This window comes from Falsibacillus pallidus (assembly GCF_050990905.1).
In the GTDB taxonomy this organism is placed as follows: domain Bacteria; phylum Bacillota; class Bacilli; order Bacillales; family DSM-25281; genus Falsibacillus; species Falsibacillus pallidus_A.
On record NZ_CP158866.1, the window covers coordinates 2259344 to 2285910 of the forward strand.

The 26567-nt window shown below is 41.1% G+C and carries 28 protein-coding genes and 1 riboswitch; of the genes, 12 read left to right on the top strand and 16 right to left on the bottom strand.

All coding sequences use genetic code 11. The features are described from left to right. Positions 1-78 precede the first annotated feature (78 nt). Positions 79-411, top strand: a complete 333-nt coding sequence (locus ABTV07_RS11910; protein WP_433742546.1) for a hypothetical protein — start codon at positions 79-81, stop codon at positions 409-411. Between the two features lie 48 nt (positions 412-459). On the opposite strand, the gene ABTV07_RS11915 is transcribed toward ABTV07_RS11910, so the two are convergent. The 3 genes from ABTV07_RS11915 to ABTV07_RS11925 all read right to left on the bottom strand — a co-directional run bounded on the left by ABTV07_RS11915 (position 460) and on the right by ABTV07_RS11925 (position 4044). Continuing rightward, the gene (locus ABTV07_RS11915; protein ID WP_433742549.1) at positions 460-1356 is read right to left on the bottom strand and encodes a gamma-glutamylcyclotransferase; all 897 of its coding nucleotides are present in this window, start codon (positions 1354-1356) and stop codon (positions 460-462) included. Positions 1357-1493: 137 nt separating this feature from the next. Beyond that, positions 1494-3134: an AMP-binding protein gene (locus ABTV07_RS11920; protein WP_433742551.1), complete on the bottom strand. Its 1641-nt coding sequence runs from the start codon at positions 3132-3134 to the stop codon at positions 1494-1496. A 148-nt stretch (positions 3135-3282) separates the two neighbouring features. Beyond that, positions 3283-4044 (bottom strand): VOC family protein, encoded by a 762-nt coding sequence (locus ABTV07_RS11925; protein ID WP_433742552.1) that lies wholly within the window; start codon positions 4042-4044, stop codon positions 3283-3285. Positions 4045-4229: 185 nt separating this feature from the next. Between ABTV07_RS11925 and sda the strand changes: the two genes are divergently transcribed. Next, positions 4230-4358 carry a sporulation histidine kinase inhibitor Sda gene (gene sda, locus ABTV07_RS11930; RefSeq protein ID WP_342768314.1) on the top strand — a complete coding sequence of 43 codons (129 nt, stop codon included), beginning with the start codon at positions 4230-4232 and terminating at the stop codon, positions 4356-4358. 118 nt (positions 4359-4476) lie between these two features. On the opposite strand, the gene odhB is transcribed toward sda, so the two are convergent. Together odhB and ABTV07_RS11940 are read right to left on the bottom strand one after the other, a co-directional pair. Further along, on the bottom strand, positions 4477-5736 hold the full coding sequence (odhB, locus tag ABTV07_RS11935; RefSeq protein WP_433742553.1) for a 2-oxoglutarate dehydrogenase complex dihydrolipoyllysine-residue succinyltransferase: 1260 nt from the start codon (positions 5734-5736) through the stop codon (positions 4477-4479). Positions 5737-5755: 19 nt separating this feature from the next. Continuing rightward, complete coding sequence (locus ABTV07_RS11940) at positions 5756-8611, bottom strand: 2-oxoglutarate dehydrogenase E1 component (RefSeq protein ID WP_433742555.1); 2856 nt, start codon at positions 8609-8611, stop codon at positions 5756-5758. A 557-nt stretch (positions 8612-9168) separates the two neighbouring features. On the opposite strand from ABTV07_RS11940, the gene ABTV07_RS11945 reads away from it, so the two are divergent. The 5 genes from ABTV07_RS11945 to ABTV07_RS11965 all read left to right on the top strand — a co-directional run bounded on the left by ABTV07_RS11945 (position 9169) and on the right by ABTV07_RS11965 (position 11330). Continuing rightward, positions 9169-9411 carry a spore germination protein gene (locus ABTV07_RS11945; protein WP_433742557.1) on the top strand — a complete coding sequence of 81 codons (243 nt, stop codon included), beginning with the start codon at positions 9169-9171 and terminating at the stop codon, positions 9409-9411. Between the two features lie 24 nt (positions 9412-9435). Then, on the top strand, positions 9436-9678 hold the full coding sequence (locus ABTV07_RS11950) for a spore germination protein (RefSeq protein ID WP_114745472.1): 243 nt from the start codon (positions 9436-9438) through the stop codon (positions 9676-9678). 34 nt (positions 9679-9712) lie between these two features. After that, the gene (locus ABTV07_RS11955; RefSeq protein WP_433742559.1) at positions 9713-10219 is read left to right on the top strand and encodes an Hsp20/alpha crystallin family protein; all 507 of its coding nucleotides are present in this window, start codon (positions 9713-9715) and stop codon (positions 10217-10219) included. Positions 10220-10313: 94 nt separating this feature from the next. Beyond that, positions 10314-10832, top strand: a complete 519-nt coding sequence (locus ABTV07_RS11960; RefSeq protein ID WP_433742561.1) for an Hsp20/alpha crystallin family protein — start codon at positions 10314-10316, stop codon at positions 10830-10832. A 27-nt stretch (positions 10833-10859) separates the two neighbouring features. After that, positions 10860-11330, top strand: a complete 471-nt coding sequence (locus ABTV07_RS11965) for a hypothetical protein (RefSeq protein ID WP_433742562.1) — start codon at positions 10860-10862, stop codon at positions 11328-11330. 20 nt (positions 11331-11350) lie between these two features. On the opposite strand, the gene ABTV07_RS11970 is transcribed toward ABTV07_RS11965, so the two are convergent. From ABTV07_RS11970 to ABTV07_RS11980, 3 genes are read right to left on the bottom strand one after another with little or no spacing between them, the layout of a single operon-like run. Further along, positions 11351-12760: a HAMP domain-containing sensor histidine kinase gene (locus tag ABTV07_RS11970; RefSeq protein WP_433742564.1), complete on the bottom strand. Its 1410-nt coding sequence runs from the start codon at positions 12758-12760 to the stop codon at positions 11351-11353. Continuing rightward, the gene (locus tag ABTV07_RS11975) at positions 12757-13440 is read right to left on the bottom strand and encodes a response regulator transcription factor (protein WP_433742566.1); all 684 of its coding nucleotides are present in this window, start codon (positions 13438-13440) and stop codon (positions 12757-12759) included. The genes ABTV07_RS11970 and ABTV07_RS11975 overlap by 4 nt, the downstream gene beginning before the upstream one ends. A gap of 46 nt (positions 13441-13486) precedes the next feature. Then, the gene (locus ABTV07_RS11980) at positions 13487-13615 is read right to left on the bottom strand and encodes a hypothetical protein (protein WP_433742567.1); all 129 of its coding nucleotides are present in this window, start codon (positions 13613-13615) and stop codon (positions 13487-13489) included. Positions 13616-14100: 485 nt separating this feature from the next. Here ABTV07_RS11980 and pxpB point away from each other — a divergent pair, with 485 nt between their 5' ends. Genes pxpB through ABTV07_RS11995 form a run of 3 tightly spaced genes read left to right on the top strand, consistent with a single transcriptional unit; the run spans position 14101 to position 16538 of the window. Continuing rightward, a complete protein-coding gene (pxpB, locus tag ABTV07_RS11985; RefSeq protein ID WP_433742568.1) occupies positions 14101-14799 on the top strand; it encodes a 5-oxoprolinase subunit PxpB in 699 nt (232 codons plus the stop codon). A 6-nt stretch (positions 14800-14805) separates the two neighbouring features. Next, positions 14806-15765, top strand: a complete 960-nt coding sequence (locus ABTV07_RS11990) for a biotin-dependent carboxyltransferase family protein (RefSeq protein ID WP_433751207.1) — start codon at positions 14806-14808, stop codon at positions 15763-15765. Continuing rightward, the gene (locus ABTV07_RS11995) at positions 15765-16538 is read left to right on the top strand and encodes a LamB/YcsF family protein (RefSeq protein WP_433742570.1); all 774 of its coding nucleotides are present in this window, start codon (positions 15765-15767) and stop codon (positions 16536-16538) included. The genes ABTV07_RS11990 and ABTV07_RS11995 overlap by 1 nt, the downstream gene beginning before the upstream one ends. Before the next feature lie 40 nt (positions 16539-16578). Here ABTV07_RS11995 and gntK read toward each other — a convergent pair whose 3' ends face one another. Next, a complete protein-coding gene (gene gntK / locus ABTV07_RS12000) occupies positions 16579-18120 on the bottom strand; it encodes a gluconokinase (RefSeq protein ID WP_433742571.1) in 1542 nt (513 codons plus the stop codon). A 75-nt stretch (positions 18121-18195) separates the two neighbouring features. Beyond that, positions 18196-19548, bottom strand: coding sequence for a GntP family permease (locus tag ABTV07_RS12005; RefSeq protein WP_433742572.1), 1353 nt, complete (start codon positions 19546-19548; stop codon positions 18196-18198). A 220-nt stretch (positions 19549-19768) separates the two neighbouring features. Between ABTV07_RS12005 and ABTV07_RS12010 the strand changes: the two genes are divergently transcribed. Further along, positions 19769-20614, top strand: a complete 846-nt coding sequence (locus ABTV07_RS12010) for a MurR/RpiR family transcriptional regulator (RefSeq protein ID WP_433742574.1) — start codon at positions 19769-19771, stop codon at positions 20612-20614. Positions 20615-20835: 221 nt separating this feature from the next. Here the strand turns inward: ABTV07_RS12010 and queE are convergent, their stop codons facing one another. From queE to queC, 3 genes are read right to left on the bottom strand one after another with little or no spacing between them, the layout of a single operon-like run. Beyond that, positions 20836-21558, bottom strand: coding sequence for a 7-carboxy-7-deazaguanine synthase QueE (queE, locus tag ABTV07_RS12015; RefSeq protein WP_433742576.1), 723 nt, complete (start codon positions 21556-21558; stop codon positions 20836-20838). After that, positions 21558-21992 carry a 6-pyruvoyl trahydropterin synthase family protein gene (locus tag ABTV07_RS12020; protein ID WP_433742578.1) on the bottom strand — a complete coding sequence of 145 codons (435 nt, stop codon included), beginning with the start codon at positions 21990-21992 and terminating at the stop codon, positions 21558-21560. The genes queE and ABTV07_RS12020 overlap by 1 nt, the downstream gene beginning before the upstream one ends. Then, positions 21992-22654, bottom strand: a complete 663-nt coding sequence (gene queC / locus ABTV07_RS12025) for a 7-cyano-7-deazaguanine synthase QueC (protein ID WP_433742579.1) — start codon at positions 22652-22654, stop codon at positions 21992-21994. Before queC ends, ABTV07_RS12020 begins: the two co-directional genes overlap by 1 nt. 119 nt (positions 22655-22773) lie before the next feature. Then, positions 22774-22817: riboswitch (PreQ1 riboswitch) on the bottom strand. Between the two features lie 281 nt (positions 22818-23098). On the opposite strand from queC, the gene ABTV07_RS12030 reads away from it, so the two are divergent. After that, on the top strand, positions 23099-23620 hold the full coding sequence (locus tag ABTV07_RS12030; protein WP_433742581.1) for a hypothetical protein: 522 nt from the start codon (positions 23099-23101) through the stop codon (positions 23618-23620). A gap of 30 nt (positions 23621-23650) precedes the next feature. On the opposite strand, the gene ABTV07_RS12035 is transcribed toward ABTV07_RS12030, so the two are convergent. The 3 genes from ABTV07_RS12035 to ABTV07_RS12045 are packed head-to-tail and all read right to left on the bottom strand — an operon-like array spanning position 23651 to position 26540. Continuing rightward, entirely contained in the window at positions 23651-24436 is a 786-nt protein-coding gene (locus tag ABTV07_RS12035) for an SDR family oxidoreductase (RefSeq protein WP_433742582.1), read from the bottom strand. Beyond that, positions 24420-24992, bottom strand: a complete 573-nt coding sequence (locus ABTV07_RS12040; protein ID WP_433742584.1) for a PadR family transcriptional regulator — start codon at positions 24990-24992, stop codon at positions 24420-24422. Before ABTV07_RS12040 ends, ABTV07_RS12035 begins: the two co-directional genes overlap by 17 nt. 18 nt (positions 24993-25010) lie before the next feature. After that, positions 25011-26540 carry an MDR family MFS transporter gene (locus tag ABTV07_RS12045; RefSeq protein WP_433742585.1) on the bottom strand — a complete coding sequence of 510 codons (1530 nt, stop codon included), beginning with the start codon at positions 26538-26540 and terminating at the stop codon, positions 25011-25013. Positions 26541-26567: the final 27 nt, after the last annotated feature.

The window sequence follows — 26567 nt, forward strand, 5'->3', positions numbered from 1 at the left end:
GAAAAAATTCTAATGATTTCATAGAGTTCAACTCTTAGGTATGTTATCTTATTTGGAGAGCTACCGGGAGGAAAGTGTATGAAGAATTGGAAGATAAAACTCTTATATATTTGTTTGTTCGTTTTACTGATGACAGCAGCTTTGTACAGACCATCAAATGAAGACTTCAATGCATGGCTTTCAACAAATTTTAACGTGGTATGCCACGGTTCAAATTGCTATCAGGAAGAAATGAGCGAAAGATCTATCCCCATTCTCCAGACAGGTTCATTTGAAAAGAGTGGTTATTTATTTTTCAGTACGATTCAGCGGAACTTCGAAACTTCTGAAGGCAAACATGTCATCATTAAGGTTATCGGGATATACGGCCGTTTCATCCCGATCGTAGAGGAAAATACTCAATATTTATAATGAACCACTAAAAAATGAGCCGCAGTAAAAGTCTGCAGCTCATTTTTTTTATTCCAGGATTCTTTTTAATTCGGACAACTCATTTTGATTCATTTGTAAACTTTCAACTTGATTATATAAGTTCTTCAAATATTGTGAACTTACATATGGTTTGGCACCCCTCATGATTTCCCTGGCATAGTGAAGGGGAGGACAGGTTTCTTTATCTTTTTTAATTACAATAAAGGTTACAACATCATGAATTATCGCATTATCAGCAGTTGTGACATCCACTAATGCCGGACGATACCACCCAGGTGCAACTCCCTCTCGTTCGAAGAGATAGTCAAAAGCTCTCCAATCCACTTTATAAAGGACGCCTTCTACAGATCCTCCATCTTCAACAATATCTCCTCTGCCCCCATCATGGACAAGGAAGGTATACTTCATTGAAAAATTTTCTAAAGTCCCTCTCCCTACTACTTCTTTAAAAAGATGATCAACACTTGCTTTCGCAAATCTCTCATCATCCATACAAGAGCCGTATGCGAAATAATAGAGTTCTTGTTTTAATTTATCCCTAAAAAATTGATGGACCCTCCAATCTCCTCCTTCTATCAAATCCTTATTCATTTTTTTATTTCCTGATGTGTAGACGTGTGCTTCGTATTCTCCGATATCTGTATGTACTTTGCATATGGTTCGATTAAAAAGGCTCCCCTCTTCCCCATCACGATACCCTTCTAATTCATCCAGTGCAGGCAAAATTGCTTCATTAATTTCATAGAGCTCCCCATATACCATTGAACTTCCTTGCAGCTCCACAGTTGGATAGCCTGAACCGGTATCGAACATGGTTCCATTAATCCAAGCTTGGCTTGCAGCCAGTCTCTCCTTTGCTAGAATAGAATGATTTTTTTCGTGTCTTCTTAATGTTCCATATACAAACAATAGCTTTTTACTCATAATACTCACCCTTTAGAATAGTTTACATAATATAATTATGATAAATTTATTATTTTATTTATTAATACTATATCATTTTCTAATTATTCTGCATAATAAAGAGGCACCGAATCCTGTCGATGCCTTACATAAATAATCTATTTTTCATGTACTAGACTTACTGCCTGTTCCCTCAGCCTGAATTTCTGTATTTTCCCGGAAGCTGTCATTGGATACGAATCAGTGAATTCAATATATTTTGGGATTTTGTGTCTTGAAATTTGACCCCGGCAGAATTCTTTTAATTCTTCCGCCGTTGCCATTACACCTTCTTTTAAAATGACCCACGCCATTACTTCCTCACCGTAGACTTCGTCTGGTATCCCTACAACTTGAACATCTAATACTTTCGGATGTGTGTAAAGGAACTCCTCAATTTCTCTCGGATAAATATTTTCCCCTCCCCTGATGATCATATCTTTTAATCTGCCAGTAATCCGGCAATACCCATTGTTCTCTTTAACAGCCAAATCACCGGTATGCAGCCACCCTTGTTCATCAATGACTGATCTGGTGGCATCGTCATTTTTATAATAGCCTTTCATCACATGGTAGCCTCTAGTACAAAGTTCCCCCTGAGTGCCATCCGGTACTTCTATATCTGTTCCGGGATTGACTATTTTCACTTCTACATTCGGAAGTGCCCTACCAACCGTTTCCACTCTTAATTGCAGTTCATCATCGGTCCTTGTCTGAGTGATGACAGGAGAGGATTCAGTCTGTCCATACGCTATTGTTATCTCACTCGCACCCATTCGGTCAATGACGCCTCTCATGACTTCTATCGGGCAATTAGAACCTGCCATGATTCCTGTCCTCAAAGTAGATAAATCATACTTATCGAAATCAGGATCATTCAGTTCTGCAATGAACATGGTCGGAACACCATGCAGACCCGTACACTTTTCTTTTTCAACCGTTTCAAGAACGATTTTGGGACTGAACTCCTGGACCGGCACCATCGTAGCCCCGACGGAAACACATGCCAGCGTCCCCAGTACACACCCAAAACAATGGAAAAATGGGACCGGGATGCAAAGACGGTCTTCACAGGCTAACTTCATGCACCCCGCAATATTGTAGGCATTATTGACAATATTAGAATGAGTCAGCATTACACCTTTAGGAAAGCCTGTCGTCCCGCTTGTATATTGCATATTGATTACATCATGGGGATCAAGGTCCTTCATCCTGACATTTAAGGAGTTATCTGAAACCTCTCTTCCCCTATCTATTACGTCTTGCCAAGAAAATGTTCCGGGGAATCTCTTTTCTCCTAAAACGATTACATTTTTCAACTGCGGCAAACGCTCGCTATTCAGTTCTCCAGCTTTTGAATAGCCAAGTTCCGGACAAATTTCATAAAGCATATCTATGTAGGATGCATCCCTGAATTGGTCAATCAAAACGATTGTTTTGGAATCGGACTGATGTAGTAAATACTCTAGTTCTGCCCTTCTATAATTCGTATTGACAGTAACCATTACCAATCCTGCTTTTGCAGTGGCAAACTGGCAAGTAAGCCATTCTGGAGTATTCGTTGCCCAAACAGCGATATGATCTCCGTTATCCATCCCAAGCGCCATCAATCCTTTGGCTGCTGAGCGGCAATAGTCATCAAATTCCTTATATGTCCATCTGAGACCTCTGTCAGCATAGACCACTGCTTCATGATCAGGATGAAGTTGTGCCTTCTCTTGCAATAAATCCCCCACTGTATGCGTCAATAATTCTCCCATACTTTGCCCCCCTTGAATCCATTGAAATAGTATGCGCTTTCAACAATATTATCATATTATTTTGAAAATTAAAATATATTTACTCCTCCATAAAACAATCGAAAATTGGTCTATTCCCTTTCTCTTTTTCCAATTAGGGATAGTATAATTATTGATAGGCGGCTCCTCTGTATACAATTGTCTTTGGAAAAGGACTTGAAGTGAATTGAAGGGAAATTGGTCTGGAAAAAGGGAGGTTTAATTCCTTTCGGTTTTCAAAGATTAGATGAGTCCCATTTAAATCCAAGACAAATGGGTCCCTTGCCATTTTACCCCCTTCCAATCCAAAAGCTTTCTTCCATTCTATCATGTCGTTCTCCGGGTCATCAGAAGCCATCCTAATGAGTTTGATAGATCTGCTTTCATTCTCGGGGGATATTGCTCCAATTCTTTTTAACCTTTCTTTTCGTTCCTGGCTGCTTTCATCCCATTCAATAAAAAATGGCCACGGGAGAGCGCTTTTAGAGCTTTCGTCCAAAAAAAGCATTTTCCACTTTAAAATTGTGCCATCCTGTTGTGATCTATTTCCTTCAATGATGTTGCCAGTCCGATATCCTCTTTCTTTCAACTCTGCTTTTACTTTATGAATATCATCGCACCTAAAACATAATTGACCAAAACCTTCTCTCACTTTCAGATCTTCCACCATCAGTTGAATTAGAGGATTATTTGAGGCGATTGCTTTTTCTTCATCCCTAATAAAAAGATATTCTACATAGCTCAGTCCGGCATAAGATAAGATATTGGCCGTCCCCCAATCCGGGTGGGCACTGCCATTTATGGATTTCAGATTTAATTTCTCCAGCTCAGGTAATATTTCTTCTTCATTGTTTCCAATAAAATGAACAACATGATCCAATTCAAATGTCATTGTCCTTCCTCCTTAAAAAGGGCTTTACCCTTAAATCAACTATGTCATCATTCTCGTTTTTTTGACTTTTTTCGAACTTTTGGATTATTTTTTGAATAACCCCTTTTCAAATGATACTAAACACGTTAGAATGTTAGAAAATATAGAAAATTCTAATTTCACAAGGAGGGCTTCACTTGAAAATTATGAGTAATGAACAGTTGGTCGCAGCATACAGAGGCGCTGAGAAAAATGGTCAGGATCGTGATTGGGTAAGACTTTTAAAAGATGAAATTAGAAAACGCGGAATCAATCCCCTTAAACAACGTCGTTAACAATTAACTATGAATAACTTTTTGGCCGGCATGGATCTTTTCTTCCCAAGCCGGCCTTTTTAATTTAAAAAAAAGGCGCATCCCATCGCCTTATTCGACAACGGATGCGCCTTTATCATTAACCTTCTAGTAATAAATCTTCTGGATTTTCAAGCAATTCTTTTACCATTTTCAAGAATCCGACTGCTTCTTTTCCATCAATGATGCGGTGGTCGTAAGACAATGCAATGTACATCATTGGACGGTTTTCCATAGTATCTTTGTCAATAGCTACAGGACGAAGCTGGATGGAGTGCATACCCAGAATTCCGACTTGTGGTCCGTTTAAGATTGGAGTGGAAAGCAAGGAACCGAATACTCCACCATTCGTAATCGTAAACGTTCCTCCTTGAAGGTCGCTCAAAGCAAGCTTGTTATCACGTGCTTTTTTAGCCATACCAAGGATGTCTCCTTCAATTTCCGCGAAATTTTTACGATCGCAGTCACGGATTACAGGAACTACAAGACCATCTTCAGTGGAAACGGCAACGCCTACATCATAAAACTTCTTAAGGACGATCTCATCCCCTTGAATTTCAGCATTGACATATGGGTATTTTTTAAGAGCTGCTACGACTGCTTTAGTAAAGAAGGACATAAATCCAAGACGAACATCATGCTGTTCAAAGAAACGATCTTTTTTGCGTTTGCGAAGTTCCATTACCGCTGACATATCAATTTCATTGAATGTAGTAAGCATCGCTGCAGTAGATTGTACTTCTACAAGACGCTTCGCGATTGTTTGGCGTCTTCTGGACATTTTTTCCCTCACTACAGGCTTTCCGTCATTTTGAGCCGGTGCAGCTGCAGGAGCCTTCGTTTCTTGTTTAGCCGGTTTAGAAGTCGGCGCAGGCTGAGAAGAATAGTTTTCAACATCCTGTACACGTACTCTTCCCATTGGATCAACAGTTGGCACTTGATTTAAATCAATGCCTTTTTCACGTGCCATTTTACGTGCTGCAGGTGATGCGATTGGACGGTTTTTGCTGTCAGCTTCTTGTGAAGCAGCAGGCGCTTCAGCTTTTGGAGCTTCTTGAACAGCTTCTTTTTTAGGTTCTTCAGTTTTTTCAGGTGCTGCAGTTGGAGCTGCTCCGCCTGCCTGTCCATTCTGATCAACAATTGCAATTACTTCTCCGACTTGAACGGTATCCCCTTCGCCGGCTTTCAATTCTTTAATGATCCCGGCTTCTTCGGAAATTACTTCTACGTTGACTTTATCCGTTTCAAGTTCAACGATGTATTCCCCTTTTTCAACATGATCGCCAGGCTGCTTCAGCCACTGTGCAATCGTTCCTTCTGTAATTGATTCTGCTAATTCTGGAACTTTAATTTCAGCCACTTTGATGTCCTCCTCTAAATTATCGTGTTAAAGCTTTCTGTGCAGTCCTTGTGATCGCTTCGTTCACAATCCTGGCCTGTTCTTTTCTGTGTACAATCGGGTCGCCTTCTGCAGGACTGGATCTTCTGCGTCTACCCACATATTCTACCTTCACTCCGTTTGGAGCAGCTTCACACAATCGCGGCTCGACAAATGTCCAGCCACCCATATTTTTAGGTTCTTCTTGGACCCAGATAATTTCTTTCAAATTCTTATATTTTGCGAATTTTTCTCTGATGATTTCAAGCGGGAATGGATAAATTTCTTCCACTCTCAACACATGAAGCCAATCCATGGAGTCTTCTGTTTCTTTCAACTGATCGGCAATATCAATCATGACTTTACCGCTGCCAAGGACGATTCTTTCAACTTTATCTGCCTCTTGACCCATTCCAGGCTGTTCTAATACTGGCTGGAATCCGCCATTTACCAAGTCTGCTCCTTCAGCTGAGGCTAAAGGATGGCGAAGCAGATATTTCGGCGTCATGATGATGAGGGGTCTCACTTCTTCTTTCTGAAGGATTGCTGCCTGCCTTCTTAAGATGTGGAAATATTGTCCTGCTGTAGATAAATTGGCGACTGTCCAGTTGTTTTCAGCTCCCATTTGAAGGAAACGCTCCATTCTCGCACTGGAGTGTTCAGGGCCTTGTCCTTCGTATCCGTGAGGAAGCAGCATGACAAGACCTGACTTTTGTCCCCATTTTGCCCGGCCGGATGAAATGAACTGATCGAACATAACCTGGGCAACGTTTGAGAAGTCCCCGAACTGTGCTTCCCAGATGACCAGCGTCTCAGGAGCAAATACATTATAGCCATATTCGAAACCTACAACTGCTCCTTCAGTCAGAGGACTGTTGTATACAACGAATGAAGCTTTTGCATCATCGATATGGTGGAGAGGCAAAAGTTCTTCACCTGTTTTTTCATCATGAAGGACTAAATGGCGCTGAGCGAAAGTTCCACGCTGGGAATCCTGTCCTGTAAAACGGATAGGTGTGCCATCCTTCAAGATGGAACCAAATGCCAGCGTTTCAGCATGGGCCCAGTCAATTTTACCATTGCCATCAAAAACGTTTTCTCTGCGCTTCAGAATCCGCTCAAGTTTCTTAAACGGACTGAAATTCTCCGGCCATTTGAGTAGCTGAGAGTTCAGATTGCGGATATCTTCTTCGGCTACTGATGTATCTATGACAGGCAGTCCTTTTGCTACATCTTCCGGCGGCTCCATTGTCGTATCAGGGTTTTCTTCTTTTGCCGGCACCTTATCAAAGGCAGCCTGAAGCATATCCTGAATATCCTGCTCCATTTTTGCAGCTTCATCTGCTGAAATAACGCCTTCTGAAACAAGTTTTTCAGCGTAAAGTGCCCGGACAGTAGGATGTTTATGGACCAATTTATACATCATTGGATTTGTGACCATCGGCTCGTCCATTTCGTTATGTCCGAATCTGCGGTAGCCGATCAAATCTATGACAAAATCTTTTTTAAATGCTTTACGATACTCATAGGCAAAGAAAGCAGCTGCCAAGCAAGCTTCCGGATCATCTGCATTGACATGGAGAATCGGAATTTCAAAGCCTTTAGCAGTGTCTGAAGCATACATAGTAGAACGGGAATCATAGCTTTCTGTAGTGAATCCAATCATATTATTGGCAATAATATGGATGGAACCCTTTGTGTTGAAGCCTTTAAGGCCGCTTAGATTCATCGTTTCCGGTACCACTCCCTGTCCCGGGAAAGCTGCATCTCCATGAATGAGGATAGCAAATGATTTAGAACCTTCTTGAACCGGCACCCCTGGCGCATTGCGGTCTTCTTGAGCAGCACGAGTATAGCCTGCTACGATCGGGCTTGCTACTTCCAAATGACTCGGGTTATTGGCTAATGTAATTCTTGCTCTGGCAGTATCGCCTTTTTTCAATTCACGATCTCCGCCAAGATGGTATTTTACATCTCCCGTCCATCCGTAAGTAATGCCTGTTGAACCTTCTGACGGAATCATGTCCTTGTTTGGAGCATGCTGGAATTCCGCGAAGATCTTTTCGTAAGGCTTTTCCAAAACGTGCGCAAGAACATTCAAACGGCCACGGTGAGCCATTCCAATGTTGACTGTTCTCGTTCCACTTTGCACAGAATTTCCAATCATTTCATCAATTAATGGAACAAGAGTATCCAAGCCTTCGATTGAGAACCTTTTTTGACCCACAAATGTACGGTGGACGAATTTTTCAAATCCTTCTACTTCAGAAAGTCTTTTAAGCAATGCTTTTTTCTCATCTTGAGACAAATCACGGAAAAAGCTGCCTGTTTCTGCAGTCTTCCTTAACCAATTCTTCTCTTCCAGGTCATGGACATGATGAAATTCAAAAGCAAGTTTATTTGTATAAACATTTTTTAAATGGTTGATCGCATCCAGTCCATTTTTCACATGGGCAGGGGCATCTGCCATTAAGAATTCAATCGGTACGTTCTTGAGTTCTTCTTCTGTAAGATCATATTGAGATAATTCAATTCTGCGTGTATCCTTTTCCCTATCATTCAAAGGATAGATATCAGCGGCAAGATGCCCATAGGCACGGATATTGTCCGCTAATTTAACCGCAGAAACAATTTTATTGAACATAGAGGGATTCGTCGGCAGTTCATACGATGCATCCCTTTGTCCGGTTTCTGAGGATTCGGATGGAGGACCCCACTGCTCAAATAGAGCTTTTAATTCAGGATCGACACTTTCCGGGTCTTGCTGAAATTGCTCGAACACTTCCATTACATACCCAAGGTTAAAACCATTCAAGTCATGCCAAGGATTGTTTTGGTTCGATGCTTGCTGTCTCATAATGAAAAACCTCCAACCATTAACCTTTTTTAAGGTCCCTATTCCATAATTTTATAAATAGGTGTTTCTATAATTATTATTTCAATGTAGGAATAAAACGCTTTCACATTCATTTTATCACTCTAAAGCGTCAAGATAAAGGCTAAAAACAAATTTTAAACAAATTGTCTTAACCGTCATTCCTTGTTTTTTTACTATTTTTTCTTAATTTGAAAAATAGTAGGAAACTGAATAATCGATTATTCTGAAATAACAATTTATTCGTGTTTCTTCTTTCTGGTCACCTTCCATCAAGACTAGGAAACTAGCTATTTTTTTCATTAACCATCTTACTACTATTGCCTAAAAAAACCAAATGTTTTTTTCGAAAATTGTTAGAATAAATCGAATGGTGTGGTTAGACACATTTGTGGTTATCCCTCTTATCCTCTTCCCCTTTTCCACCAATTGACAAACCTCGATTAATTTACTTGCATCTTCCCTAATCTCCAACTCCAACGAACGCATGGGCATTTGCATGCATACAATACACCATCATGAGAAAAGGATGTGTGTGGATGCAGACAGTCATCAATATCTTCAGCATCAAGGTCAACAGCGTTTCCAACAATGGCTCGATCAATATCGGCGAAGCCCTCCACAACTCTCCTACAGCAAATCACAAATCACAAGGGCAGACAACGGCGTACGGAGATTATGCAGCGCCTGCTTCAGCAATGGAAAACGTATATATCGATCCAGATCTAAATGATCAAGGAGATATCATGGATAATACTCCGGTCATATCAAATCAAATGTAAAGGTCACTCTGAAGGAGGAGGACCATGCCTTTTCAAATTAATGTATTCAATATAAAAACGAACGGCCTGGCCAATAATGCGAATATCAATATCGGCGCAGCAGTCCATAACAGCCATACAGCCAACTCCAAATGGGTTGGAGCTACCTTTGGTCTTGGGGACCTTTCCACTATCGGCTCTCTCCTTGCCAACAGTTACATTGATTTTGATGTAAGCGATCAGGATCAGATTGCCAATCCATCCGCCCCGATTACAAATCAACTTTAACCGAGATTTCAGAATGATGAGAGGATGACATGGAATGTTTCCTTGGAATATGATGTTCCCATTTAATAAGGATATGAAAAATATGATGAAGGAAATGAAGCCGAATGAAGTGGAGGGATATGTTGAAAATATCATGTCAAAAATTTTTCCGGGACAGGGGCAATCGATGTTCAATCCAGGGGACATGATGAAGCAAATGAACATGAATCCCTTTTTCCAGCAAAATGGGGCAGGCGGAGCTTCAACATCACGGTCTGCAAATGAAATCCATGCAGACGTATTCGAAACATTTGAAGACGTATTTGTCCGTATTCCTGTAAAGGATGAAGAGAATATCAGCCAGCTTCGGGTTTACCACACTACAAATCAAGCAATAGTAGAAAATATCCCTAACCCGGGAGATCGTCATGTAATCACCCTTCCGGCACTCGTCAGAAAGAAAGGATCCTATGCTCAGTATAAAGACGGAATACTGGAAATTAAGATTCCTAAAAGCATTGACATGCAATTTACAGAAGTCGACGTCTCTGAAAAGGCTTGAGACGTCTTTTCTTTTATTATTCAATCATTACATACATGAATGACTTTCTTCTTTAATATTATTTACTTAAGAACAAATTGGGAGGCGCCTCCAGATGGATATGGAAAAGTTAAAACAATGGCTTGATCTGACGAAGCAATACCAATCAGAAAATTTTTGGCATCAGGTTTTCGATCAGAATTCGACAAGCGATGAACTGTTCGGCCCTTTTCCGCAGGGGCAGCAAACCGGAAGGAAATTCCAAGGAACAACATCCACATTCCCTCTTTGTGATGTCTATGAAAAAGACAACTTCTTATTTATCGAGGTCGAAGTGCCTGGATTAAGAAGGGATCAGTTGGATATCAAACTGGAAGACAACAAACTGGTTATAAAAAGTACTTTTAAAAACTTTCAGCCTTCCATCCGATATTTTAAGAAAGAACGGTTAAATAAAGAATTTGAGAAAAAGATACACCTGCCCTATGATATAGATCCAAGAAATATCAGGTCCTCCTTACAGCAGGGTGTATTAACCATCCATTGCCCTTTTGAGAAGAAGCAGGGCGGAGTCTCTATTCAAATTGATGAAGTGGATGAATCCACTTCCCCCGGCTGGCAGAATGATCTTTAATGCAGGAAGGCTTTTTGGAGGTGCTACATGTTTACATGGCGTAAGAAAAAGCAGTCAGCTGATTGGCACCGCCTTGAGAAGAAAATAGATCGTCTATCCCATTCAATGGAAAAACTCCTTAACACCCAAATTTCGATATTAGATCAATATAAAGAGGATGCCCATGGCGACGTGGAGAATCCTAAAATTAATATTGAAACTTTAAATGTAGATAAAGTGATTGTGGAAAGCCTGGAATACAGTAATAATTTCGGACAGCTCGGAATCAAAGAATTAACAGGTAAATTGAATATTGGGACCAGCTACGAAGGAAAAAGCAGCAAAAAACTGCAAAACAAGAAAACCAAACAAGAATCCGAGGAACGCGAAGCTGCTTCCCCCATTCCCAAATTAACAATGAAAGCCAAAAAATACGAAGAAAGACTGAAAGAGAAGACCGAAATGATAGAAAAAAAGATGACGGGAAAAACAGATAAAAAAAAGACCAGTGAGGACTGATCCTTACTGGCCATTTTATTTTATACTTTGAACGGGAGAACAAATTGGACTCTGGTGCCTTCATCGACTTGGCTCTCTGCATTAATATTTCCGCCATAGCCTTCTATGATTTGCTTTGCAATGGCTAAACCTAGACCATTCCCGCCTTTCTCACGGCTGCGTGCCTTATCGACGCGGTAGAATCTGTGAAAGATGCTGGAAAGCTGGTCTTCCGGGATGCCAATACCTTTATCCTCGATGATGACCTTCACATCTTGTTCCATTTCTTCTATTAATATTGTTATATTTTTGTTCTTATCTGAATATTTGACTGCATTATCAAGAAGGATGATGAGGACCTGCTCAAGGTGATGGTCGCTGATTCCTACCTGGTGGCTAAGGTTGCCTCTTTGATCAAAAATGAACGTATACTCCTTATGAAGGAGCTGAAAATTCTTCAATACTCTTTCAATCGTTGAAACAATGTCTGCAGATGCCTCTCCGTCCCCTTTTTGAATTTGCTCAGCACGGGACAGCTCCAGCAGTTCCTGAACAAGATATTTGATCCTGTCCAATTCCTGCAGGGAAGCAAACAATGATTCATCCAAGATAACCTCATCCTTTTTCCCCCACCTGTTCAGCAATGAAAGGTGCCCCTCCATGATTTGGATCGGAGTCCTCAATTCATGAGAAGCATCTTCGACAAATTGCTTTTGTTGAGCAAAGGAGCGCTCAAGTTTGTCCATCATTTCGTTGAATATAACTGTCAATTCTCCGATTTCATCATGTGAACGGCTTGGCTCCATCCTTTGCTGAAACCCTCTTCGCTGTATCATTCTCATAGCATTTGACAGTTTCTGCAGAGGTTTCAGGAAATTCTTCGCCATTACAAATCCAAAGACTCCGCTTAATACAAGCGCAGCCAACCCAAACATACTCATCACAAACCAAAGGTTACTCATCATTTGATGATAGCGGTTCAGCGGATAAATGACTTCAACATACCCATTGAACTGCCTGGATTGGATAGGCATTCTTCCAACATACAGCTTTTTACCGTTTGTCTGAAGCTGCATAATTGTCTTTCCATCTACCGGCTGAAACGGGATATAGTAATAAGGATCCTGTTCATTATGGACAACAAACACTTCTTTTCCGGATGTATCTGTGATCCTGATCGTCTGGTTTTTCTCTACGATTTGCTTGATTAAATCTTCACTGTCTGAAAGATCGGCCATGTCGATATCCGGCCCTCTTTGTTTATAAAAAATAGCCAATTCATCAAGAACTTGGCGTACATTGTTTTCCTCTTCATTCAGAAGCCAATTGCTGATGACATGATATTGAAAAAAGCTGAAAATAAAAAAGGTGAAGAAAATAGCCGTACTGGCCCCAATCGACCATTTCACCTTGAGGGAGCAGTTGTTGAACCAATTCAGTAATTTTGTCATTTTCTCATCACATAGCCCGTCCCGCGTACAGTTTGTATATAGCTTTCTTCACCGGGATTATCAATTTTGTTTCGAAGATATCGAATATACACGTCTACCACATTGGTTTCAACTTCTGTTTCGTAGCCCCAGATTTTATTGAGGAGGGCTTCCCTCGTCATCACAATGTTTTCGTTTTCCATCAGAGTCTGCAAGAGTTCATATTCCCTCTTGGTTAAATCGATTACTTCTTCGCCCTTTTTTACAATCCTTGATTCTTTCTCCAAAGTAATATCCCTGAATGTAAAAACTGTCATGGTTTGTTTCGCTGGAACTGAAGTTTCCATCCGGCGGAACACAGATCTGAGCCTCGCCAGCAGCTCTTCAATGGCAAACGGCTTCACTATATAATCATCTGCACCATGATCAAGCCCTGAAACCCTGTCCATCACACTGTCTCTCGCTGTGATCATGATGACAGGCGTTTCCTTCACATGACGAACCCTCCTGCAGACTTCCATACCATTAAGACTTGGAAGCATCAGATCAAGAAGAATGACATCCCAGTCCTGTTCAAGTGCCTGTTCGAGGCCTTCCCTTCCATCATTGCAGACAGCAGTTTCGTAGCCCTCATACTGAAGCTCCAATTCAATGAACCTTGCCAGATTTTTTTCATCCTCTATAATTAAAACCCGCTTCATTATTCACACCTGCTTTTTTCGACAATAGGTCAATAGTATAATGCCCTTATTTTAACCGACTTTTTTGAAAAATTAAATCTGTAATTGCATGTACGATCTCTATAGATTGAAAAGCTAATAGCGAAATGGCTGATAAACTGAAGAATGCAATCGGTATAAGTCTAATCCAAAACATATCCATACGCCTCCTTCTTTATACATTCCATTGTGTCAAAAAAACATTAAAATCAAATGAAAAACTGTTAATAATACCTTAAAAAAAAGAGGGTTGATCCCAGAATCATAATGATTCCGGATCAACCCAAAGCAGAAACTTTAGAATGGGTATTATAAGGATAAAACACAAGTGCAGAATAAAACCGGCTGCTAATGGCCTATTCTACATTCATATAGTTCATCCAGTCCTTAAAAAGGGGGCTGCCATCCTTGTCCTAACTGAACACCATAGTCATCATAAGACATAAAAAAGAAAATGGAATGAAAGAAAGATTAAAATTTAATTAGAAAATGTGAATTTGAAGTATATTAAACTAAAATCTCAGTGTAATAGCCCCTCAATCATAAACTCCATTAAACTAGCAATTGAAAGTTCTGAATGAGTTTGATACCATTAATGCATAAATTTCAGAAGATTACGACTCAATTAAGAAGGTGTCTGCTTTGCCAATATCCTATCAAGCATTTCCTTTAGGCGATTCTGCCATGATGCTGAAATTCGGCCAATCCATCTCGCCTGAAATTAATAAAAAGATCCATTTGGCCTGCACTATGATCGAGCAGGCCAATTTTCCTTTTGTAAGAGATATAGTACCCGCTTTTACCACATTGACCATTCATTATGATCCATTTCATTTTGACTCAATTCATCCATATAAAAAGATGGAAGATTTGATTGCTGGTGTTCTGCTTAAGGAAGAGTCAAACATTCCGGGTCAACAAATACAAATTAAAATACCTGTTTGCTACCATTCCAAATTCGCATTGGATCTCGAGGAATTAACAATCAATAAACAGCTGTCGAAAGAAGAAATTATTGAGGCGCATATATCACCGGTCTATTCTATGTATTTCATTGGATTTTCACCGGGATTCCCCTTCTTGGGTCCGGTTGACAAGAGAATTGCTTCCCCTCGGAAAAGGACTCCCAGAATTTTAGTGCCAAAAGGTTCTGTCGGAATTGCCGGGAGCCAAACAGGCATTTATCCTGTCAGCAGTCCAGGAGGATGGCAGATTATCGGAAGAACTCCAATCGACCTTTTTCACCTTGAAGATTCCCCTCCTGTAAAATTAACACCTGGAATGGATGTAAAGTTTTATCCAATAACATTAGAAGAATTTGAGAATTGGAGGGAAGATTGATTGTCGATGAAAATATTAAAAGCAGGCTTAATGACCACCATTCAAGATTTAGGGAGATTCGGCTATCAAAAATATGGGATTACCCGATCAGGCGCCATGGATCCCTTTGCTGCGAAGTTGGCTAATCTACTTGTCGGCAATAACATGAATGAAGCAGTATTAGAATTCACTTTAATCGGACCTACAATTAAATTCTTGCATGACAGCCTCTTTTCCATCGCCGGAGGAGACTTTTGTCCTCGTTTAAATCATCGTCCTGTTCCAATCGGAGCTCCAATAATAGCTAAAGAAGGCGATATTCTTGAATTGAAGAATTCCAAGACCGGTACCAGAGGATATATTGCCTTAAAAGGAGGAATTGATGTTCCGAGCTCCTTGGGAAGCAAATCGAGTGACTTAAGACTAAAATTGGACGGACTGTCAGGGAGAAAGCTTGAAAAAGGCGATTGCATCCCAGTGCCGGAAAAAAGAGTGTTTCCACCCTTACGGACAAATTGGCGGCTTAGTCCGCAGATTTTTTCTTATCTCGAACAAGAAGAGATCCGTGTTACAGATGGTCTGCAAAAAAACTGGTTTCAAACGAAAAGTCTTGACGCTTTCTGCAATAACCCCTACCAAATCACTTCTGAATCAGACAGAATGGGTATGCGTTTAGATGGAGAAAAACTGGAACGGAAAACTGATGAAGAGTTATTGACCGAAGGAGTGGCTATGGGTACAATTCAAGTCCCCCCTTCCGGTAAGCCGATCGTGCTTATGGCCGACTGCCAGACGACAGGCGGCTATCCGAAAATTGGACAGGTCATTACAGCCGATTTGCCGATCTTAGCTCAAAAAAGACCAGGCGAGTGCATATATTTTTCATTTATTACGGTTGATAAAGCACATCAGGTGATGTTTGAACAAAATAGTCTACTTAATGAAATAAAATCATCCATTCAATTAAGAATTAAGGAGATGACTTAATGTTTAGCATTGATTTGAATTGCGACTTAGGAGAAAGTTTCGGTTCTTATTCGGCAGGAAATGATGCAGAAATCATGAAGTATATCACATCAGCGAATATTGCGTGCGGGTTTCACGCCGGTGATGCCATGGTGATGAAAAAGACTGTCCAATTGGCAAAAGAAGCTTCCGTTAAAATTGGGGCACACCCTGGATTTCCTGATCTGCAAGGATTCGGGAGGCGCCAAATGGGATTATCTTCAGAAGAAATATACTCCATCACACTGTACCAGCTGGGAGCACTCGAAGGATTCCTTCGCAGCCATTCCCTCAAGCTAAATCATATAAAGCCTCATGGAGCCCTATATAACATGGCAGCAGACCACGCTCCTTCCGCCAATGCAATTGCAAAAGCAGTCAATGATTTTGATAGATCATTGATCTTTTATGGACTATCGGGTAGTGAATTGACAAGAGCGGCTGAAGCATATGGATTGAGCGTGGGCTATGAAGTCTTTGCGGACAGAACCTACATGCCTGATGGAAAATTGACGCCGCGCACCCACGAAAAAGCGTTGATTTCGAATCTCGACCAAGCAGTTGCTCAATCGTTGCAAATTATTACGGAGCAGAAAGTCACCTCCGTTGATGGCACTATCATCCCTATGAAAGGGACAACGATTTGTCTTCACAGCGATGGACCAGGTGCACTTGAGCTGGCCAAAAGATTGAATGAAGAATTGAAATCTGCAGGGATCACTGTCAAAAGCTTAGAAAAGGAAGCATCTTTATGAGGATGCTTCCTTCTTATGTGTTGAGTGATATAATTTTTTGTCACTTGGTATGTTTTGCTTGAAAAGCAGCAATTTCACTATATCCTTTTTCGAACATGACAGAAAGCCGTTCAAATATAGGGTAAAGCTGTTTATAAACATCATTTGTTTCTTTTATTGGCTGATGGGCATGTACAGAGCCCACCATCTGATCGACGATTGACAAGTCATCGATTTGACCAAGTCCATACATCCCCAGCACAACTGCTCCTAAACAAGAACTTTCAAAGCTTTCAGGAACATGCACCTCATATCCAAATACATCAGCCAGCATTTGCCTCCATACCTTTGAGCGGGCAAATCCGCCTGTAGCCTGGATCTTCACCGGTACTCCTGTCAACTCTTCCATTATGAGTAAAACGGAATAGAGATTCATTACAATTCCTTCAAGTACAGCCCTGACCATGTGCTCTTTTTTGTGGTGCAAGCCTAATCCGAAAAATGATCCCCTTGCGTCTGCATTCCATAAAGGAGCTCTTTCCCCTGATAAATATGGGTGGAAAATCAACCCTTCCGCCCCCGGGGATACGTTATCAGCCATCTCAGTGAGCAAATCATACGCATCCACACCGAGCCTTTTAGCTGTTTCTATTTCTGATGCCGCCAATTCATTTTTCGCCCAACGGAATATCATACCGCCGTTATTGACCGGACCACCTATCACCCAATGTCTATCCGTCAAGACATAGCAGAATGTCCTCCCCAATGGATCTGTCCGCGGATGATCGACCACAGAACGGATGGCACCGCTCGTACCGATAGTCAGCGCTGCAACACCTGGTTCAATGGCATTCACTCCAAGGTTGGATAATACACCATCACTTGCTCCGATAATGAAATTCACCTGCGGATCAATGCCCATCAATTCAGCAAATTCAGGCGATATCCCATTAATCGAATAGGTAGTAGGCACTAATCGGGATAGTTGACCTGGATGGATTTTCGCTAGGTTCAATGCTTCACGATCCCAATCCTTCTCTATTAAGTTAAATAAGCCAGTTGCAGAAGCGATTGAATGATCGATGATAAATTCATTGAATAACTTATAAAAAATATATTCTTTAATCGATATAAATTTCTCAGTCTTTTTTACCAATTCCGGGTGCTCTGCGTTCAACCAAAGCAGTTTTACCAGCGGGGACATCGGATGGATTGGTGTACCTGTCCTTAAGTAAATCTCATGCCCACCGTTATTTTTCAAGTATTCAGCCCATGCAGCACTTCTATTATCAGCCCAAGTAATGGAAGGAGTCAGCGGCTTCCCATTTTCATCTATGAGTATAAGGCTATGCATGGCAGAACTGAACGAAATAAAATCCAGCTCGCTGCTGTCTATCCCAGATTCTTCAATGCATGTCTTGATTGACTGTTGGACAGCCAAAAAAATTTCATCGGGGTCCTGCTCTGCTGTGGAGGGAGTCGGAGTATGGAGTGGATACTCTACCCCAGAGCGGTGCAGTGCTTCGCCTTTTTTATTGAATAGGACCGCTTTCGTACTAGTGGTCCCAATATCTACGCCGATCATATATGGTTTTAAAGTCATTTTCATTCCTCCCTAAAAGCAAGTCAAAGAAAAGGAAGAGAGGCGGGCCCCCTTCCTTCATACAATGATTTCATTTTATGCAATAAATAATCCGATTACAAACACTACGATAAATCCGGTGAGTGCTACAATGGTTTCCATGACGGTCCATGACTTCAGAGTATCTTTGACATTAAGGCCAAAGTAGCGGTTTACAAGCCAAAAACCTGAATCGTTGACATGTGAGAAAATGGTTGCACCAGAAGCGATGGCGATAACAATCAGTCCCAGCACTGGACCTTCAAGCCCCATAGTGGAAATCAGCGGGGAAATCAAGCCTGCTGCCGTTACCATGGCAACCGTTGCAGATCCTTGCGCCACACGGACGACAGTGGCAATGATGAATGCCAAAAGAATTGGAGGCAAATTTGATCCTGCCATCATATCACCAAGTACCTGGCCAACACCTGAATCTATCAATACTTGTTTAAACACGCCCCCAGCGCCTGTAACTAAGATGATGATTCCAGCCGGCTCCAGTGCTTTTGTAGCAATTTCCTGCACTTCATCCCTTGTGTATCCACGTTTAGTTCCAAGCAGTATAAACGTCAATATTGTGGCAATCGTCAATGCGACAAATGGATGGCCCAAGAAGGTAAAGAATGTCCGCAGATTATTCCCTTCAGGAAGAACAGCACCTGTTACAGTGTTCAATAGAATCAATACCAGCGGAATGGAAATCAAAGATGCAATCAAACCGAAACTAGGAAGATCCTTATCATATAATTTCCCTTCTGCTGCCTGATCCTTCATATACTCAGGCATTTCAGCGTGAATACGCTTCGCAATGAACTTCCCGAATACCGGTCCTGCCAAAATCATCGCAGGCACACCGGCAATAGCACCGAATAAAATGACCCATCCTAAATCCGCGCCAATTAGATTAGCTACAGCAATAGGACCTGGCGTTGGCGGAATGAAACTGTGTGTGACAGCCAACCCTGCCAGAAGCGGAATGCCATAATACAAAAGAGATTTCCCCGTCTTCTTTGCTAATCCATAAACAATTGGAACCAAGATAATGAAACCTACATCAAAAAATACCGGGATGGCTACCAGGAATCCTGTGATTCCCAACGCCCACTGGGCATTTTTCTCACCAAACTTTCCAATGAGTGTCTGTGCCAGTCGTTCAGCACCGCCTGAAACTTCAAGCATTCTTCCGAACATTGCTCCTAAACCAACAACCACAGCTACAAATCCAAGGGTCCCCCCCATACCTTTTTCAATGGTTTTTACAACATCGCCAAGCGGCATTCCGGCTGCGATCCCGACTAAAAGACTGACTAAAATGAGCGCTACGAAAGCATGGAGCTTCGTTTTCATGACTAAGAATAACAAAAGAAAAATACCTGCAAGCGCTACCAAAATTAACATGCTGTCTGACATATCTATTTCCTCCAATCAATTTTACTGCACAATGCTATGTAAATTATTTGCTCCGAGAAAAAAATTCGAACTAAATCTAGTAAACTAGAAAAAAATTTCTTCCCCGCATTTCTAATTATAGAAAAATATTTTTCTTTTGCAACCGTTTTCATGAAAATATTTTTCTTTATCCCATTCTGTTGTATAATAATTATGAAAGCACTTTCAGGAGGTAAGCCCTGTGAATCTATCATGCATAGGCAGTATTCGATCAAATTATCCCATTCTAAGTGATACAGAAAAAAGGATAGCGGACTTTATATTGAATAATCCGGAGCAGATCATTCATCGCTCTATCAACCAGTTGGCAGATGAATTAAACGTAGCGGATTCCACTGTTTTTCGTTTTTGCAAAAGAATCGGCTTTAAAGGCTATCAGGCATTAAAAATTTCTCTCGCTTCAGAAGTTATGAGCCCTTTAAAGGATATTCATGAGGAAATCAGGCAAGGGGATAATGTTTTGACTGTATCCGAAAAAGTTTTTCAATCCAATATTAAAACCATTGAAGATACCATGCACCTTCTTGATCAGATTACCTTAGACAAAGCTGTGGACGTACTCTGCCATTCCAAAAAGATTTTCTTTTTTGGCAATGGGGGTTCTGGAATAATCGCAATGGATGCTTATCACAAATTTATACGAACCGGCCTTCCTGTTTACGCCTCGACTGACAGCCATATACAGCTCATGACCGCTTCTCAGATGACGCCGGATGATTGTGCGGTTTTCATATCACATTCCGGTTCAACGAAAGATATTCTTTTAGTGCTTGATATCGTAAAAGGAACAGGTGCTTCTTCCATCGGAATCACCAATTTTTCAAAATCACCGTTAAGCAAAAATGTTGATATATCCCTTTTCACGTTATCGGATGAAACTGATTATCGTTCAGAAGCATTATCCTCACGAATCGCGCAGCTCACGCTGATAGATGCCCTTTATGTAAATATCATGATGCAGCAAGCGGACAAGGGACAAGCAGCCCTTCAAAAAATGCGGCAAGCCATCTCACTGAAGCGCATATAAAAACGCAGCCTTATTATTAAGGACTGCGTTTTCTTTATGATTAAGGCTGTTTTCGTAAACAATGTTGTTAAAATCTTACTGCCGATTTTAACGTAAAACTAGCTGTCTGGTGCGCTGAGATGGAGTATCCAGGCTCTTTTCGAGGTAAATCTTCAGCATAGATCGCATAAGTTATCCTGTTTTAATGCATAAAGCAAAAATCTTTGAGAAAAGAGCCATGATCAAACCCCTTTTTTATTTCCCCATACATACGTATGAAGCTGCGGGAGTACTCTCACGTCATTCAATTCAGGGGAATCCATTACTTTATCGATCAATTTTTCGTATTGATCCACCAGTCTTCCAAGGAGCTTTTCATCATTCGTCTCTGTCAATGAATCATTGCCAGTCTGCAGATAAAATGGGACGTCCGGATATCTGGTATGGACATCTTTTGCATACGCCAAGTCTTCATCATTAAAGATTACCACTTTTAAGCTGAAATTTCTTTCATTTGCCTGCAGCTTTTCTACGATATCGGAAAGAATCGAGAAATCCGTTTTCATCAGTGAACTCGGAGGCTTGGGGGAAATCGTCAATTCATCGATTTGTAAAAACCAATCCTGCCACTTGCTTCCCTGCGTTTCTAATGCCGTCTTTATGCCATTCTCATGAAGTATATCAATGAGCTGGTGAAGATCTTTCAATAAGGCAGGGTTCCCGCCGGAAATAGTTACATGTGAAAAGCGGTTCCCTCCTGTTTCTTTTAACTGGGAATATATTTCCTCGGCCGTCATCATATTGATATCTTCCTTGGCGGAGCCATCCCATGTAAAAGCTGAATCACACCATGAGCAGGAATAATCACATCCTGCTGTCCTGACAAACATCGTTTTCTGGCCAATCACCATTCCTTCTCCTTGAACGGTGGGACCGAAAATTTCAATTACCGGGAATTTTTTCATTAAGAATTCCCCCTCTTAGGACGATAGATGACATAGCTTGTTGGGGTTTCTCTTAAAAACACCTGCAGACAGACCGGCCTATTAGGCAAGGTATCCAGGTGCTCCTGAATAATTTCTGCCACCTTCCTTGCAACAACCTCGGTCGTTGGATAATCCGCTGCATTCTCATCAGAAAAGAGATCATCTTCATTGAGTAAGGAATGATCAAAACGATCATGGATCAATTGTTTTATCTTTTGAAAATTGATCAAGAATCCCGTTTCATCTAATAGATCCCCTGCAATGGTCACGTTGGCAAAATAAGTATGACCATGTACATTCATACACTTTCCTGCCCTTTCATCCGGTACGTAATGAGCAGCAGCGAATTGAAAATCTTTATTTAATTCATAGGAGTAGTTATGGTATGGTGCAGGATAGATTTGCTGAAGCATCAAGCATCTCCTCCTTGCCGTTTTTCCAAATACTGCTCCAATCCACGGGCTCTCAGCTTACAAGCAGGACATCCACCGCATCCATCGCCCTTGATTCCGTTATAGCATGTCAGCGTTTTTTCACGGATATAGTCAAATGCACCGAGCTCATCTGCCAGCTCCCACGTTTCGGCTTTATCGAGCCACATCAATGGTGTATCTATGACAAACTGATAATCCATCGCTAAATTCAGTGTGACATTGAGGGATTTGACAAATACATCCCTGCAGTCCGGATATCCGCTGAAGTCGGTCTCACAGACTCCAGTAATAATATGCTTTGCACCTTTCTGCTTCGCCAATACAGCAGCGAATGACAGGAATAGATGATTTCTTCCATCTACAAATGTACTTGGAAGTCCACCTTCACTTTCTTTTATTTCTATATCGGTCCTAGTCAGGGCATTAGGTGCCAGCTGATTCAATAAGGACATATCTAAAATATGATGTTCGATATTCAATTCCTGTGCAATTTCCTTTGCACATTGAAGTTCCTGATTATGGCGCTGGCCATAGTCAAATGTCACAGCAATGACTTCCTCAAATCTTTTCATAGCCCAAAACAGGCAAGTAGTGCTGTCCTGGCCACCGCTGAAAACAACAATTGCTTTTTGATTTTTCATGATCCTCGATCTCCTCCCATAATTGTCAGCATAGCGCTTCAGGAAAGAAGAAAGAGATTCTCTGAACGGCTCTACGTAGTTTAGAAAATAGAAAAAAACCATATCAAAATGATACCGTTTTGATCTTAGTTTTTTATAGAGGGAGTTCACGAACCTCTCCTGCCATAATGGCAGAGTTCTTCTATTAATTCCTTTGTACTATATCATAAAACGAACAAAAACGCACCCTTTGCCAACTATGTAAATTAATTAATTTTTTCGAATGGGTATGCATGATTTCTATAACAATCCTTTAAGAATACTCCGCATGCACTAATTTTTATTCAAAAGAGTGCATGCCTGATATTTCAGAAAATTGAAGAGGAGACAGTATTGCAGTAAAATAGTTCAATGTGTCTAAGACCGGATAAACATTTACCTATATTTCCAAGGAGGAGAAAAACGATGGCTTCATATGCAGACATTTTTGCTCCAACTGAAGAAAGATCAAAAGAAGAGCTGCTTAAAGAAAAGGATCAATTGGAAATACAGCTATTCAGGATGCAGCAGAGCATGCAGGAGATTGCAAAAAAATGGGATGTCCTCGGAATTGATCAGACAAAAGAAGACAATTGGGTCGTGGTTTATGCATTAAATGACGGGAACCAATGCAAGGTAATGGTGAATGATTGTGAAACGACCTTCCATGGTGTTTGGGACTTTTCCATTCATGCAACTTATGCAGATAATGATTCCATTCATATCGGTGATATTAAAGGGCCGGCTGATAAAGGCTACGGTTCAATCTGTATGAAACATTTAAAAGAAATAGCAAAAGATCAAAATATTCCTTCTATCACAGGTGATATCGCAAAGAGGGATTGGGACCACGTTGACAGGCTCATCCACTTTTATGAGAAACATCAGTTTGACGTAAGCATCGATAAAGATACAAAATCCGGAGAAATCATCTGGGTGAACGAATAAGAGGGCATCCCAAGGCGGATACCCTCTTTTTCAACGTATAAATCCTCCCTCTGAATGGATGACTTGCCCCGTGATCCATTCAGCTTCAGGACTTGCCAAAAATGATACCAGTCTTGCAGCATCCATCGGCTGACCAGGTCTGCCAAATGGAAATCTTCCGCTTAATTCTTTCTTTATTTCTTCTGTCATCCATCCAGTATCTGTCGGACCTGGATTGATGGCATTCACCGTAATGCCTCTTGGTGCGGCTTCCGCTGCGAGCGTTTTAGTGAATGCTTCAACTGCTCCTTTAGAAGCGGCATAGGCTAATTCTCCAGGCATAGGTCCCAGAGACTGCCCTGAAGTCATATTGATGATTTTCCCTTTTACACCTGCCGGGATGTTTTTACAGAATCCGCTGCTCAACAGTGCCATGTTCCTTACGTTGACAAAATAGTGTAAATCCAGTTCATCAGCATCCAACTCTTCATATGTGCCTCGAGTGGAATAGGCTGCATTGTTTACAAGCACACATAATTTGCTCTCAAACCGGTTCACACGTTCCAAAATGTCTTGAAAAGCATTTTTACGGCTAAGATCAACCTCTATCCCTTCAGCCCTTACTCCCTTTTCGACTAGTAATTCACGCAGTTTCACATGATCATTTTGGCTGTATTCATCATGGTGAATACGGTCATAATTAGGCCAATAGGTGTAAAGGATATCGAATCCTCTATCCGCGAGAGCCAAACTTATTGCTGCCCCTATTCCTTCCAGACGGGTAGCACCAGTTACAATAGCCAATTGATTTAAAGCTCGATCACCATAGTTCTTCATCAAGCTCCCCCATTCCGATTTCATGAAGTTTTTCATCGACTGCATCTTTATAGATCTTTTGCAGCCACGCAAGTTCTGTTTTCAGCTGCATCCAGACACCAATAATGATATATAGCTTTGCACGATCCTCGGATTCCCTTTTAACTGAGTAAAGAAATTTGATTTTTTCAAGGAAATCTTCCGTGTCCGTAATCCTTTTTAAAAGTCTTTCCTTTACCTGTTCTGGATTGGCATAGTTAGCAAATGAAAGGGCAGCAAAGATTGGTTTTGAAATCTGCTCCTTTTGACCAAGCTGCTTCATCAGAATGGATTCGAATTCCCTTTTACCTTTATGAGTAATGCGATAAATCGTTTTATCTGGGCGGTTGGTGTCTGTTACGACCTCCGCCACTTCAATGAACCCATCTTCTTTTAGTTTATCAAATGCATAGTAAAGAGATCCAGGGGCCATTTTGATATAAAACTTCATTTGACGGGACTTCACTAGCTGTTGTATTTCGTAGGGATGTTTTTCTCCTTCCATCAACAACCCCAGTACAATCAGTTTCATGCTCATGCACGTCACCTTTTTCTATTATTTCGAAGCTGAATTATTTGTTTTCATCGTTTCTTTACTTGGTTGAAGTCTTGTTCCGCCCATCAGGAATACGGTAACAAATGCCAGCGCCAATGGGATCAAAGCATATGCAAAGGCAGTTGTAATGGAGGATGACATAGCATCTGTAATTTTATCCAAAACAAATCCAGGAATTTGCTTTCTCATTTCAGGTTGGAATATCTCTTGTGGATTACCAAATTTAAACCCTCCGCCGCCTGACATACCTTTAAAAGCATCCTGAAGGTTGTTGGTAAACACTTTAGACTGGATCGCTCCAAATACCGTAATGCCGATGGTCATACCGAATGAACGGAAAAAAGCATTCGTAGAGTTGGCAGAACCTCTATATCTTGGATCCAATTTATGCACCGTTGCGTTAGGCAGCAGGGAAAATGAAAATCCTACCCCAAATCCGGATAGTATCATAAATATCGTCAACAGGATGCGGCTCGTGTCCGGCGTCATGGTAGCAAGAAGCACCATCCCTGTAATAAACGATATTATGGATACAAGCATGATATTCCGATAGCTCGTTTTTGCCATGAATATCCCTGCAAAGGCGCTGCCTACGACAGAGCCAAGCATCAACGGCGTCAAAATGAATCCAGCATTCGTAGCACTTCCTCCGTAAACGGCTTGAACAAAAATAGGGATGAAGATGGTCAGGATAATAAAGGATGCCCCATATAAAAACGCCAATATTTGAGACGTGGCGAATAGCCGTCTTTTAAACATCCAAAATGAGATGATCGGACTTTCAGCTTTTCTTTCAACGAACATGAAAACAACGAAGAATAGGACAAATGACACAAACAGTCCAATAATCTGGATTGATGCCCATTCAAACTCTTTGCCGCCCAATTCAAGAGCGAACATAAGGCTGACCACTGAGATGATTAATGTGGAAGCACCCCACCAATCTATTTTTTGCTTTTGGAGATTTGATTTTTCTTTATAGGCAATTAATACAAATATTAAAGATAAAATTCCAATTGGGACGTTGACATAAAAAATCCAATGCCAGCTGATGTTATCTGTTAAATAAGCACCGATCAATGGCCCAAAAACAGAAGCTGAACCGAAAACTGCACCAAGCAGCCCTGTGATCTTCCCCCTTTTTTCCGGAGGGAATATATCAAATACAATAGTGAATGCAATCGGCATCAATGCTCCGCCGCCGATTCCTTGAAGCGCACGAAATAGACTTAGCTGCGTAATGGTTTCTGCCAGTCCGCACAAGGCAGATCCGATGAGAAAGATCGCCAGCCCAAAAATATAGAATCTTTTTCGTCCATACATATCCGACAGTTTTCCGAATATCGGCATCCCTGCCATGACAGCAACCATATAGGCAGAAGTCACCCATACAAATTTATCCAGTCCTCCTAAATCTGAAACGATTGAGCCCAGGGCTGTCGCGACGATTGTATTATCCATCGCAGACATGAGGATGCCAAGCAGGAGCCCAGCCACAACAAGCTTTACATTGCTTTCTTTTTCGATCATGATACTTGCTCCTTTCCATTATGTAGT